Raw genomic sequence first — 12428 nt, forward strand, 5'->3', positions numbered from 1 at the left:
GTCGCCGACGCGGCCCCAGCCCCCGCTCCCCGGCTGGGGCCGCGTCGGCGACGACCGGTAGGGCACCGAAGCGCACACGTCCGCACGGCGACGGGCACACCGGCCGTACCCCTTCCAACACACTCGGACACATTCTACCGTGAACGCCCGCCGATCCCGAGCGAGTTGGAGGAACGTCGACCATGCGCACATCCTCGACCCGCACAACCCACCGAAGAGCAGCCGGAGTTCTGCTCGCCGGACTGCTCTGCACCGCGGGCCTCGTCACGGCCCCGGCCGCCACCGCCGCGCCCGGCCTCGACAACGGCCTCGCCCGCACCCCGCCGATGGGCTTTAACAACTGGAACTCCACCCAGTGCGGGCCCGGCTTCGACGAGGCGATGGTCGAGGGCATCGCGGACCTCATCGTCGCCAAGGGCCTGAAGGACGCGGGCTACCGGTACGTCAACCTGGACGACTGCTGGGCCTTCCCGCTGCGGAGCCTGACCGGCGAACTCGTCCCGGACCCGGTCCGGTTCCCGCACGGGATCAAGGCCGTCGCCGACTATGTCCACGCCAAGGGGCTCAAGCTCGGCATCTACACCAGCGCGGGACTGCGCACCTGCGACCTCATCGGCATGCCGGGCGCCCTGGGCCACGAGTACGGCGACGCACGGCAGTTCGCCGACTGGGGCGTCGACTACGTGAAGTACGACAACTGCAACAACCTCGGCGTCGACGCCGTAGCGCGCTACACCACGATGCGGGACGCGCTGAAGGCGACCGGGCGGCCGATCGTCTACAGCATCTGCGAATGGGGCGAGAACAAGCCCTGGGAGTGGGCCCCGGACGTGGGCAACCTGTGGCGCACCACCGGTGACATCAGCGACAGCTGGCCCGCCATGCTGTCGATCGTCAAGCAGAACCTCCCGCTCGCCCCGTACGCCGGTCCGGGCCACTGGAACGACCCCGACATGCTGGAGGTGGGCAACGGCGGGATGACGGACACCGAGTACCGCTCCCACTTCTCCCTCTGGTCGGTGATGGCCGCCCCGCTGCTCATCGGCACCGACCTGCGCAAGGCGACGCCCGCCACCTTCGACATCCTGGGCAACGCGGAGGTCATCGCCGTCGACCAGGACCCGCTCGGCAAGCAGGGCACGGTCGTCGACGACACGGACGGGCGCTGGGTCATCGCCAAGGAGATGGCCGACGGCAGCCGCGCTGTCGCCCTGTTCAACGAGTCCGGCGCCGCGCGGCGGATCACCACCACCGCCGCCGCCGTGGGTCTGCCCGGTGCCGGGTTCTACACCCTGCGGGACCTGTGGCGGCACACCGACGGCCACTCCACCGGGACGATCGCGGCGACCGTCCCGGCCCATGGCACGGTCCTGCTGCGCGTCTCGGCCGGCGCGGACTGAGCCGACCGGCAGAGCCTAGAGCCGCACCAGCCCCGGACCCCTGATCAGTGCCGCCGCCGCGGCGCCCACCAGTCCGGCGTCCGTGCCCATCTGCGCGGGCACCACCGTCAGCCGCCGTACGAACGACAGCGTGGCGTAGTCCGCGAGGGCCTCGCGCAGCGGGGTGAAGAGGACGTCGCCCGCGTTGCCGACCCCGCCGCCGATCACCGCGATGTCGATCTCGACCAGGGTCGCGGTGGCCGCGATCCCGGCGGCGAGCGCCCGCGCGGCCCGCCGGAAGGAGGCCACGGCGACCGGGTCGCCCGCCCGGGCCGCCGCCGCCACCGCGGCGGCCGAGGCATCGCCGTCCGGGCCTGGTCGCCAGCCCTGTTCCAGGGCGCGGCCGGCGATGTTCGGGCCGCTGGCGATCCGCTCCACACAGCCGCGCGAGCCGCACGGGCAGGGGTCGCCGTCGAGGTCGACGCTGATGTGCCCGATGTGCCCGGCGTTGCCGGTCGGACCGGGGTGCAGCTGTCCGCCCAGGACCAGGCCGCCGCCGACTCCCGTCGAGACCACCATGCACAGCGCGTTGTCATGGCCCCGGGCGGCGCCCTGCCAGTGCTCGGCGGCGGTGATCGCGACGCCGTCGCCGATCAGCTCGACGGGCAGTCCCCCGGTCGCCGCCCGGACCCGCTCGACCAGCGGGAAGTCCCGCCAGCCGGGCACGTTCACGGGGCTGACGGTGCCCGCGGAGGCGTCCACCGGGCCCGCGCTGCCGATGCCGACGGAGCGGACGTGTCCCCACAGGGGCGAGGCCGCGAGTTCACCGAGCACCTCCTCGACGGCCCGCATGACCGTCTCGCCGTCCTGCCGGGCGGGCGTGGCGCGCTGGGCCCGCTCCAGGATCAGTCCGCGGCCGTCCACAAGACCGCCGGCGATCTTGGTGCCGCCGATGTCCAGCGCTGCCACGAGGTCGGTGCGCATCAGTGTGTGATCTCCCCGTCGAACGATCGAAAACCATGGGCCCGAGCGGGCCGGCCGGGTGGTGGGGGCACGGTCCCGCGCAGAGCGGTCGACAGTCTCTCGCGCACCTGACAACGTTGTCCAGGCTCTATGCTCGACGCCACATCCTCATACAAGCCCATGGGCCGCCCGCATCACACCCCGTGGGGCCACGGACGACAGGACAGGACAGCGCATCGTGCCCAAAACCACCCACCGCGCGGATCGCCACCCCGCAAGCCGCTACGGCAACCGGCCGACGATGAAGGACGTGGCGGCGCGGGCCGGGGTCGGGCTGAAGACGGTGTCCCGGGTGGTCAACGGCGAGCCCGGGGTCACTCCGGACACCGAGCGCCGGGTGCAGGAGGCGATCGACGCGCTGGGCTTTCGCCGCAACGACAGCGCGCGGGTGCTGCGCAAGGGCCGCACCGCGAGCATCGGCCTGGTCCTGGAGGACCTCGCGGACCCCTTCTACGGCCCGCTGAGCCGCGCGGTGGAGGAGGTCGCCCGCTCGCACGGCGCCCTGCTGATCAACGGCTCCAGCGCCGAGGACCCGGAGCGGGAGCGGGAGTTGGCGCTCGCGCTGTGCGCACGCCGGGTGGACGGCCTGGTGGTGATCCCGGCCGGGGACGACCACCGCTATCTGGAGCCGGAGATCCGGGCGGGCGTGGCGACCGTGTTCGTGGACCGCCCGGCCGGCCGGATCGACGCCGATGTGGTGCTGTCCGACAACTTCGGCGGGGCCCGCGACGGCGTGGCCCATCTGATCGCGCACGGCCACCGCAGGATCGGCTTCATCGGGGACATGCCCCGCATCCACACGGCGGCCGAGCGGCTGCGCGGCTACCGGGCGGCCATGGAGGACGCGGGGATACCGGTCGAGGACCGCTGGATGTCGCTCGGGGTGACGAGCCCGGAGCGGGTGCGCCGGGCCGCGCAGGAGATGCTGTCCGAACCCGAGCCCGTCACCGCGGTGTTCGCGGGCAACAACCGGGTGACGGTCACCGTGGTCCGGGTCCTCGCCGAGCGGTCCCGGCAGGTGGCCCTCGTCGGGTTCGACGACTTCGAGCTGGCCGATCTGCTGCGGCCGGGCGTCACGGTGGTCGCCCAGGACTCGGCCGCCCTCGGCCGTACGGCGGCGGAGCGGCTCTTCCGCCAGCTGGACGGCGGACTCATCGCACCGGAGCGGATCGAGCTGCCGACCCGGCTGATCACCCGCGGCTCGGGCGAGCTGCCCCCGGCCGGCTGAGCCGCCCATGGCCACGCTGGAGGAGCTGGGGCCGGCCGGGGTGCCGCGCGAGGACCCGCTGACGTATCCGGGTGCCTGGCCCGCCCGTTCGGGACTGCTGCACGGCGACCGGATGCTGCCGCTGACCCGGCTGGTGTACGACGACCGGGCGCCGGTGCTCGCGGTCGGCTCCAACGCCTGTCCCGGTCAACTACGCCACAAGGTGGCCGAGTTCGGGCTCGACTCGCCCGTCCCGATGGTGCGCTCCCGGGTGACCGGCCTTGATGTGGGCGCCTCCGCGCACGTCAGCCGCATGGGCTATGTCTCCGCCTCGCCGGTCAAGTCGCCGTCCGTCACACGGGAGTTGTTCGTGCTGTGGCTGGACCGGCGGCAGCTGGACGTGATCGACGCCAGCGAGGGGGCACCGCTGCCGGACGGCAACTTCCGGCGGGCCTGGCTGCCCGCGCCGGACGTCCAGGTCCAACTGGCCGACGGCACCGTGCTGTCGGGGGCGTACGCCTACGTCAACCGGCACGGAGTCCTGCACGACGGCACCGGCGCACCCCGCCGCCACCCGGGCCGGCGCCCGCTGCTCACCGAACTCCTCGCCTCCTCGGCGCGGTTGCGGGAACTGTTCGGGGCGAGTCCGGAGGAGTTCAGCGAACGGGCGCGCGGCGATGCGCGGTTGTGCGCACGGGGCACCCGGTTGTTCGCCGAGCGCGCGTGGGTGACGGGCTCGGGGCTCGAACCGTACGCCGCCCGCGAGCCCGGTGCACCCCGCGAGCCCGGCGAACCCCGCGAGTTCCGGCTACTGCGCCGAGGCCGTGAGGTCGCCGCGCCTCGGCGCCGCGAAGCCCTCGAGTCCCGCGCGGGTCAGCCCCGTGCGCTCGGCCACCTCCGTGAGGTCGAGGGCGCCGCAGTCCAGGCCGCGCAGCAGATAGCCGCTGAGGGCCTTGGCGGTGGCGGGCTCGTCCATGACGTCGCCCGCGGTGCGGTTGGCGTAGCGGGCGAGGCGGGCCGCGGCCTGCTCGAAGCCCTCGCGGTAGAAGGCGAAGACGGCCGCGTAGCGGGTCGGGATGTGGCCCGGGTGCATGTCCCAGCCCTGGTAGTAGGCGCGGGCGAGGGCGCGCCGGGTGAGGCCGTAGTGCAGCCGCCAGGCGGCGTGCACCTGCTCCGTGGGGCCGACCGGCAGGACATTGGTGGAGCCGTCCGAGACGCGTACGCCGGTGCCCGCGGCGGCGACCTGCATGACCGCCTTGGCGTGGTCGGCGGCCGGGTGGTCGCCGGCCTGGTAGGCGGCGGAGACGCCCAGGCAGGCGCTGTAGTCGAAGGTGCCGTAGTGCAGCCCGGTGGCGCGGCCCTCGGCGGCCTGGATCATACGGGCGACGGTCGCGGTGCCGTCGGTCGCCAGGATGGCCTGGCTGGTCTCGATCTGTATCTCGAAGCCGAGCCGTCCCGCGGCCAGGCCGTGCGCCTTCTCGAAGGCCTCCAGGAGGCGGCCGAAGGCGGTCACCTGCTCGGGATAGGTCACCTTCGGCAGGGTGAGCACCAGCCCGTCGGGCAGTCCGCCCGCCGCCATCAGACCGGTGAGGAAGATGTCGAGGGTGCGGATGCCCCGCGCCCGCACCGGGGCCTCCATGCACTTCATGCGGATGCCCATGTACGGCGCCGCGGTCCCCTTCGCGTACGCCTCGGCGATCAGCCGGGCCGCGCGGGCCGCGGTCGCGTCCTCCTCGGCGTCGGGGCGGGGGCCGTAGCCGTCCTCGAAGTCGACCCGCAGGTCTTCTATCGGCTCGCGCTCCAGCTTGGCGCGGACCCGGGAGTGGACGGGCTCGGCGAGGTCGTCGGCGAGGCCGAGGACGGCGGCGAAGGAGGCGGCGTCCGGGGCGTGTTCGTCCAGCGCGGCGAGGGCCGTATCGCCCCAGGAGCGGACGGTGTCGGCGGTGAAGGCGTCACCGGGGACGTACACGGTGTGGACGGGCTGCCGGGTGCCGGGGTCCCCGGGGTAGCGGCGTGCCAGTTCCGCGTCGACCGGGGCGAGCGAGGCGCTGATCTGCTCGCCGACGGCGCCGGCGAGGCTGGTCGCCACCTTCTCCTGCTGACCCATCCCACACCCTCCAATATCCACTGTAATTCCGCGTTGCGGAATCAACAATCCGTAGAATGAAGTTATCCGGCGCGGTTCCGGCTGGTCAACACCTCGACCGAGGGCCTCATGCCGCCTTCAGGATGCACCGAGGCCCCCATGACCGCGCGGGTCACGGGGGCCTCGGACAGCCGGTCGGCGATCAGCCCTTGCGGGTCTTGATCTCCTCGGTCAGCTGCGGCACGACGTCGAACAGGTCGCCGACGACGCCGTAGTCGACCAGCTCGAAGATCGGGGCCTCGGCGTCCTTGTTGACGGCCACGATGGTCTTCGAGGTCTGCATGCCGGCGCGGTGCTGGATGGCGCCGGAGATGCCGTTGGCGATGTACAGCTGCGGCGAGACCGACTTGCCGGTCTGGCCGACCTGGTTGGTGTGCGGGTACCAGCCGGCGTCGACGGCGGCACGCGAGGCACCGACGGCCGCGCCGAGCTGGTCGGCGAGGGCCTCGATGATCGCGAAGTTCTCGGCGCCGTTGACACCGCGGCCACCGGAGACCACGATCGCGGCCTCGGTCAGCTCCGGGCGACCCGTGGACTCGCGCGGGGTGCGGGCGGTGACCTTGGTGCCGGTGGCCTTGTCGGAGAAGGTCACGGCGAGGGCCTCGACCGCGCCCGCGGCCGGGGCGGCCTCCACGGCGGCCGAGTTCGGCTTGACCGTGATGACCGGGGTGCCCTTGATGACACGCGACTTGGTGGTGAAGGACGCGGCGAACACCGACTGGGTGGCCACCGGACCCTCGTCACCGGCCTCCAGGTCGATGGCGTCGGTGATGATGCCGGCGCCGATGCGCAGCGCCAGGCGGGCGGCGATCTCCTTGCCCTCGGCGGAGGACGGGACCAGCACGGCGGCCGGGGAGACGGCCTCGTGGGCGGCCTGGAGGGCGTCCACCTTCGGCACGACCAGGTAGTCGGCGTACTCGGACGCGTCGTGGGTGAGGACCTTCACCGCGCCGTGCTCGGCGAGGGTGGCGGCGGTGTCGGCGGCACCGTTGCCCAGCGCGACGGCGACGGGCTCACCGAGGCGGCGGGCCAGGGTCAGCAGCTCAAGGGTGGGCTTGCGGACGGCACCGTCCACGTGGTCGACGTAGACGAGGACTTCAGCCATGGGATTGCTCTCCTGCGTAACGAAGTTGAGGGGCGGTCGGCGGGCGCGAACCCTTAGATGAACTTCTGGCCCGCGAGGAACTCAGCGAGCTGCTTGCCGCCCTCGCCCTCGTCCTTGACGATGGTGCCGGCCGTGCGGGCCGGACGCGCGTCGGCGGTCTCGACCTTGGTGAACGCGCCGTCCAGGCCGACCTCTTCCGCCTCGATGTCGAGGTCCGACAGGTCCCAGGACTCCACCGGCTTCTTCTTGGCCGCCATGATGCCCTTGAAGGACGGGTAGCGGGCCTCGCCGGACTGGTCGGTCACGGAGACCAGGGCCGGCAGCTGCGCCTCCAGCTGCTCGGAGGCGGCGTCGCCGTCGCGGCGGCCCTTGACGGTGCCGTCCTCGACCGAGACCTCGGACAGCAGGGTGACCTGCGGGACACCGAGGCGCTCGGCGACCAGCGCCGGGACGACGCCCATGGTGCCGTCGGTGGAGGCCATGCCGGAGACGACCAGGTCGAAGCCGGCCTTCTCGATGGCCTTGGCCAGCACCAGGGAGGTGCCGATGGCGTCGGTGCCGTGCAGGTCGTCGTCCTCGACGTGGATGGCCTTGTCGGCACCCATCGACAGGGCCTTGCGGAGCGCGTCCTTGGCGTCCTCGGGGCCCACCGTCAGCACGGTGACCTCGGCGTCGTCCGCCTCGTCCGCGATCTGGAGCGCCTGCTCGACCGCGTACTCGTCCAGCTCGGAGAGCAGACCGTCCACGTCATCGCGGTCGACGGTCAGGTCATCGGCGAAGTGCCGGTCGCCAGTGGCGTCGGGCACGTACTTCACAGTGACAACGATCCTCAAGCTCACGCCGGCTCTCCTACTGCATCGTGATTTCCTGGCTGCCTCTTGCAGGCAGCATAGGCGCCTGAAGCGGCCGATCCCGGTCGGGGCGTCAGCGCGCTCCGACCGGAATATTACTCGTCAGTACATCCAGTTCGTGCCCGCTAAGCAAGCGCTTTGAACTGTGACCTTCGCAACGCAGCGTAATCGGGAATCGACCGCCGTGCAGGGAATCGGAGCGTGATCCACGCCGCAATCAGTCGCGCAGCGCGGTGAAGCGGCCCTGGTGGTAGAGGAGGGGGCGGCCGCCGCCGGAGGGATCGCCGAGGACGACCTCCGCGAGCACGATCCGGTGGTCCCCCGCGGGGACGCGGGCGACGATCCGGCAGACCAGCCAGGCGAGCACGTCATCGAGCACCGGCACACCCTCGGGGCCGTCGCGCCAGGCGGTGGGCGCGCCGAAGCGGTCGGCGCCGCTGCGGGCGAAGGTGGCGGCCAGGTCGCCCTGGTGCTCGCCGAGTATGTGCACGCCGATGTGGTCGGCCTCGGCTATCGCGGGCCAGCTGGAGGCGCCGGTGCCGACTCCGAAGGAGATCATCGGGGGCTCGGCGGAGACCGAGGTGAGGGAGGTGGCGGTGAAGCCGACCGGTCCGGTGGCGCCGCGCGCGGTGATCACCGCGACACCGGCGGCGTGCCGGCGGAAGGTGGAGCGCAGCAGATCGGGAGAGGCGAGCTGGGGAGTGCCGAGTCCGGGCAGGGCCGTCATGGAGTTGTCCTTCTGTTCGGGAGGGCGAGCGGGTCCGTGGCTGCTCAGCGGCCCGGACAGCAGGCGCTCGCGGTGCGCGCGAGGTCGACGTGGGCCCGCCCGTGGAGAAGGAGTTCGGTCGGCATACGGTCAGGCTGACGATAGGTGGCGCGCGCAGTCAAGTGCGGTCCGGGAACTGGGATGTCTCTCACCTGGTGCTGAGGCCCCCTCACACCGCCTCCCCCAGCGCCGCGATGACATCGGCCCTGCGGGGCTGTCCGGCGGCGCGGCGCACTTCCCTGCCGTGCGCGTCCAGGACGAGGACGGTGGGGGTCTTGAGGATCCCGAGGGCGCGTACGAGGTCGAGGCGGGCCTCGGCGTCGATCTCGATGTGGCCGACGCCGGGCACCATGGCGGCGACCTCGTCGAGGACGCGCCGGGTGGCGCGGCAGGGCGCGCAGAAGGCGCTGGAGAACTGGACCAGGGTGGCCCGTTCGCCGAGAGCGCCGCCGAGTTCGGCCGCGTCAGGTCCGGTTCCGCTCCCGCCCGCTTCGGCGTCGTCGCGCCCGCTCACCCGTGCCCTCCCGCTCCGCCGCCGGTGCGGCACTTCCAGGGGCGCCCGCTTCTGCGGGCGTCGGGGGGCAAACAACCGGCGCGCCGCAGAGATTCCCGGCGCCTGGGTGAATCCTGTGCGGACGTGACGAGGATCTCGCCCGGGCCGGGCACCAGAGCTGGCTCCCCGCACGTTCTTGGGGCACGATCTGCGAGACGCCGTAAACCTACGGCTGCGTAACTTGTCCGCCGGGAGCCCCTTTCCCGAGCAGAGCAGAAAGGGTTCACCCCGCCCATGGCAGAGCTGGTCTACCGTCCCGTCATCGGATTCGCCAAGACGCTGTTCAAGGTCTGGGACCTGAAGATCGACTGCCAGGGGTCCTCGAACATCCCGCGCTCCGGCGGCGCGGTGCTGGTGAGCAATCACATCAGCTATCTGGACTTCATCTTCGACGGCCTGGCCGCGCTGCCGCAGAAGCGCCTGGTGCGGTTCATGGCGAAGGAATCCGTCTTCCGGCACAAGATCTCGGGTCCGCTGATGCGCGGTATGAAGCACATCCCGGTGGACCGGGGGCAGGGCGAGGCGGCGTACGCGCAGGCGCTGGACTCGCTGCGTTCCGGTGAGGTCATCGGTGTCTTCCCGGAGGCCACCATCTCGCAGTCGTTCACCCTGAAGAGCTTCAAGTCGGGTGCGGCCAGGCTCGCCCAGGAGGCCGGGGTGCCGCTGATCCCGATGGCGCTGTGGGGCACGCAGCGGCTGTGGACCAAGGGGCACCCGCGCGACTTCAAGCGCAGCCACCTGCCCGTCACCATCCGCGTGGGCGAGGCCGTGGAGGCGCCGCGCGACCAGTACGCCGGGGCCATCACCCGCCGGCTGCGCGAGCGGGTGCAGGAACTGCTGGACGCCGCCCAGCGCGCCTACCCGGGCCGCCCGAAGGGCCCCGAGGACTCCTGGTGGCTGCCGACCCACCTGGGTGGTACGGCTCCGACGGCGGAGGCGCTGCGGACCACCGCCCAGGTCCACTGACACCCGGACCGGTGTCACCGCGCCCCGCCCGATAAGGTGCCCGCTCATGACGGGAGGGCCACTCGGCCCTCGGGTACCGATCGCTGTACGGGGGCTGGGCGATGCGGCGTTGGTGGAAGGTGTGGTGCGCGGCGGTGGCCGTGCTGGCGCTGGCCGGGTGGCTGTGCGCGCCCTATGTGAAGGACCGGTGGCTGCTGCGCACCGCGTGCGACGGCGCGCTGCCGTCGGGTCCGGTACGGCAACTCGCCTCGGGCGGCGGCCACTTCGCCGGGGCGGACACCACGGAGCACGCGGGGCTCGGTGATTACGGGTGCGATCTGCGCTTCGCCGGGCACGGCGATGCCGCATGGGTGGTGCGGATGTCCGCGTACACCCGGCGCGACGACCGGGACGCCGAGTTCCTGCTCACCTTCCCCCAGGACGGCTTCTCGCCCGTCTATCCGCTGGCGGGCGATCTGCCCGGCGTCGTCGACGACGCAGGCGAGCTCCAGTTCCTGCTGCGCTGCCCGGCCCTCGGCAAGGACGCGGCGGGCCGGCCGCGCCGGATGCTGGTGGTCGCGGCTCCCGGCAAGGACACCACCCGCGCTCCGCGTGCGGTGTACGAGACCGTCGTCCCGCTGGTCAACTCGGCCTCACGGCACCTGGGTTGCGGCGCGAAGCCGCTGACGGTACCGAAGGACACCGGGAGCGCGCTGCCGGACTCCGCGCATCTGCCGCGCGGCATCCCGGTGTCCGGGGCGGCCGGCACCGGCTGCGGCTGGGCGGCCCGCGCCAGGCTCCCCTTGAGCGGGAACTGGCAGGTCCAGCCGCTGTTGAACGACACCTCACCTGGGGGCCGGTGCGATCTGACGCTGCGCAACGGCCCTGCGGGACAGGCGGAGTTGAGCCTTGCCGCGTGGTACGGCGACTGGAGCGACCGCCTGGTCACCGACAGCGGGGTGCGCATGCCGCTGACCGCGACCGCCCGCTGCGACGGCGAGGCCGCCAACTTCGCGATCCGGGCCTCGAAGTCGATCGGTGACGCCCGACGGCGGGTACTGCTGCGGTCCTTCGCCGAGGACCAGGTCGAGCGGCACGGCTGCTCGGGGCTTCGGCTGACCGGCTGAGCACGGCGGGCGGACCGGCTCGCCACCGGAGCCCGGCGACGGCCGGGCCGCCCGTGCCCGTCAGGTCGATCCGCCGCGGAAGGCCCATATGTAGCCGTCGTCGAGGATCTGCCGCATGGCCGCCGCCCGTGCCGCCGGGACCTTGCGGGCCGTCGCCCAGGCGTCCAGCGTCCGGGACAACTGCTCGCGCCCGTCCATGAGATCGCCGCGCACCGGCCCGCTCACCGGGCGGCCCGCGATGCCGCCCGTCGGGGGCCGGGTGGTCAGCCGGGTCGGCGCCGCCCGGTAGGCGCCCCGGGTGTGCCGTCGTACGGACCGGTCGTAGGCGGCGAGGTCGATGTGCCCGGCGCGGGCGGCGCTCGACCGGGTGCGCAGCAGGCCGCCGACGCGGCGGGCGATGTCGTCCAGGTCGCTGTCGACTTCCCGGGTCTCGGGGTTCTTCCGCCCCTTCGGCGCCTTCCCTGGCCGGTAGCCGGGGTCGGTGCCCTTGTCGGTGAGGCGTTCCAAGTAGTGGGCGAGATAGGCCCGCTCGGCGCCGTAGAGGATCGCGAACGCCTGCGGGTCGCCGGCGAGCCCGTCGAAGAGCGGGCCCAGGAGGACACCCACCGCGTGGTCCTGGTTGAAGGCGAAGTCCGGGTGCGCGTCGCCGGGCGAGAGGAAGGCGCCGAAGCGGGACCGGCCCGTCTCGTCCGTCGCCGTGGCCGAACGGGCCGGGACGGCGGGGGCCTTGGCGTCGAGGCTGACGGCAAAGGCCCGTGTGGTGTCGGCTATGTAGCCGGCGAGCATCCGGGCCAGTCCTGGCTCGGCGCCGGGCGGCACCTCGGCCCCGCCGTAGATGACCACGACCGCCCAGACGGCGCGCGCCTGGGCCGGGGTGTGGTCCGCGGCGGTGGCCGTGGTCCCCGCGGCGGCCGTCCCCGTGGCCTCGGCCACCACCGTCCCGAGCACCCGGCCGCCGTCCCCGCACAGCCTCCCGGTCGGCAGCAGCGCACGCAGGGCGGGGAAGCGGGACATGTCGTCCCGGGGATCGAGGGCCTTGGTCGCCGCCGCCGGGTTTCCTGCCAACGCCCTTGTGGAGCCCGGGAGTTGCCGACAGGAGGGGCCTCCGCCACCGAGTGCCAGCGGCACCGCGACGCCGCCCGCGACGACGGCCAGGGCCATGGCGGAGGCGAGCCATGGGTGCCCGCGCGGCCAGGAGAACCGCCCTCTCCCGCGCTCCGCCCCGGCGGCCGGACGGACGCCGTCGGCCTCTTCCGCTGCTGCTCCCCCGTGCGTCATGCGGGGGAGATTACAGGTCGCTCGGCAGCCCCCGGCCCAGGGCCTCGC

The 12428-nt window shown here is 73.0% G+C and carries 10 protein-coding genes and 1 pseudogene; 4 read left to right on the forward strand and 7 right to left on the reverse strand.

The window, feature by feature from the left end; all coding sequences use genetic code 11:
• Positions 1 to 182: 182 nt before the first annotated feature.
• Positions 183 to 1388 (forward strand): annotated as a pseudogene (locus CCN72_RS07975) (glycoside hydrolase family 27 protein); the annotation flags it as partial.
• Positions 1389 to 1415: 27 nt separating this feature from the next.
• Here CCN72_RS07975 and CCN72_RS07980 read toward each other — a convergent pair.
• Positions 1416 to 2363: an ROK family protein gene (locus CCN72_RS07980; RefSeq protein WP_086806901.1), complete on the reverse strand. Its 948-nt coding sequence runs from the start codon at positions 2361 to 2363 to the stop codon at positions 1416 to 1418.
• Between the two features lie 217 nt (positions 2364 to 2580).
• On the opposite strand from CCN72_RS07980, the gene CCN72_RS07985 reads away from it, so the two are divergent.
• Positions 2581 to 3630 (forward strand): LacI family DNA-binding transcriptional regulator, encoded by a 1050-nt coding sequence (locus CCN72_RS07985; protein WP_086806902.1) that lies wholly within the window; start codon positions 2581 to 2583, stop codon positions 3628 to 3630.
• Positions 3631 to 4417: 787 nt separating this feature from the next.
• Here the strand turns inward: CCN72_RS07985 and CCN72_RS07995 are convergent.
• The 5 genes from CCN72_RS07995 to CCN72_RS08015 all read right to left on the reverse strand — a co-directional run bounded on the left by CCN72_RS07995 (position 4418) and on the right by CCN72_RS08015 (position 9024).
• A complete protein-coding gene (locus CCN72_RS07995; RefSeq protein ID WP_086806903.1) occupies positions 4418 to 5716 on the reverse strand; it encodes a DUF6986 family protein in 1299 nt (432 codons plus the stop codon).
• Between the two features lie 181 nt (positions 5717 to 5897).
• Positions 5898 to 6860 carry an electron transfer flavoprotein subunit alpha/FixB family protein gene (locus CCN72_RS08000; RefSeq protein WP_085562939.1) on the reverse strand — a complete coding sequence of 321 codons (963 nt, stop codon included), beginning with the start codon at positions 6858 to 6860 and terminating at the stop codon, positions 5898 to 5900.
• A 53-nt stretch (positions 6861 to 6913) separates the two neighbouring features.
• Positions 6914 to 7699 carry an electron transfer flavoprotein subunit beta/FixA family protein gene (locus CCN72_RS08005; RefSeq protein WP_037659364.1) on the reverse strand — a complete coding sequence of 262 codons (786 nt, stop codon included), beginning with the start codon at positions 7697 to 7699 and terminating at the stop codon, positions 6914 to 6916.
• Positions 7700 to 7928: 229 nt separating this feature from the next.
• Positions 7929 to 8438, reverse strand: a complete 510-nt coding sequence (locus CCN72_RS08010) for a flavin reductase family protein (RefSeq protein WP_085562938.1) — start codon at positions 8436 to 8438, stop codon at positions 7929 to 7931.
• Positions 8439 to 8646: 208 nt separating this feature from the next.
• Positions 8647 to 9024, reverse strand: a complete 378-nt coding sequence (locus tag CCN72_RS08015) for a TlpA family protein disulfide reductase (RefSeq protein ID WP_086806904.1) — start codon at positions 9022 to 9024, stop codon at positions 8647 to 8649.
• 240 nt (positions 9025 to 9264) lie between these two features.
• Between CCN72_RS08015 and CCN72_RS08020 the strand changes: the two genes are divergently transcribed.
• Both CCN72_RS08020 and CCN72_RS08025 read left to right on the forward strand, forming a co-directional pair.
• Positions 9265 to 9996 (forward strand): lysophospholipid acyltransferase family protein, encoded by a 732-nt coding sequence (locus CCN72_RS08020; RefSeq protein ID WP_086806905.1) that lies wholly within the window; start codon positions 9265 to 9267, stop codon positions 9994 to 9996.
• Positions 9997 to 10097: 101 nt separating this feature from the next.
• Positions 10098 to 11102 carry a hypothetical protein gene (locus CCN72_RS08025; protein WP_143664060.1) on the forward strand — a complete coding sequence of 335 codons (1005 nt, stop codon included), beginning with the start codon at positions 10098 to 10100 and terminating at the stop codon, positions 11100 to 11102.
• 60 nt (positions 11103 to 11162) lie between these two features.
• On the opposite strand, the gene CCN72_RS08030 is transcribed toward CCN72_RS08025, so the two are convergent.
• Positions 11163 to 12380 (reverse strand): hypothetical protein, encoded by a 1218-nt coding sequence (locus CCN72_RS08030; RefSeq protein WP_143664061.1) that lies wholly within the window; start codon positions 12378 to 12380, stop codon positions 11163 to 11165.
• Between the last annotated feature and the right edge of the window lie 48 nt (positions 12381 to 12428).

Source organism: Streptomyces murinus (assembly GCF_002154555.1).
Taxonomy (GTDB): domain Bacteria; phylum Actinomycetota; class Actinomycetes; order Streptomycetales; family Streptomycetaceae; genus Streptomyces; species Streptomyces murinus.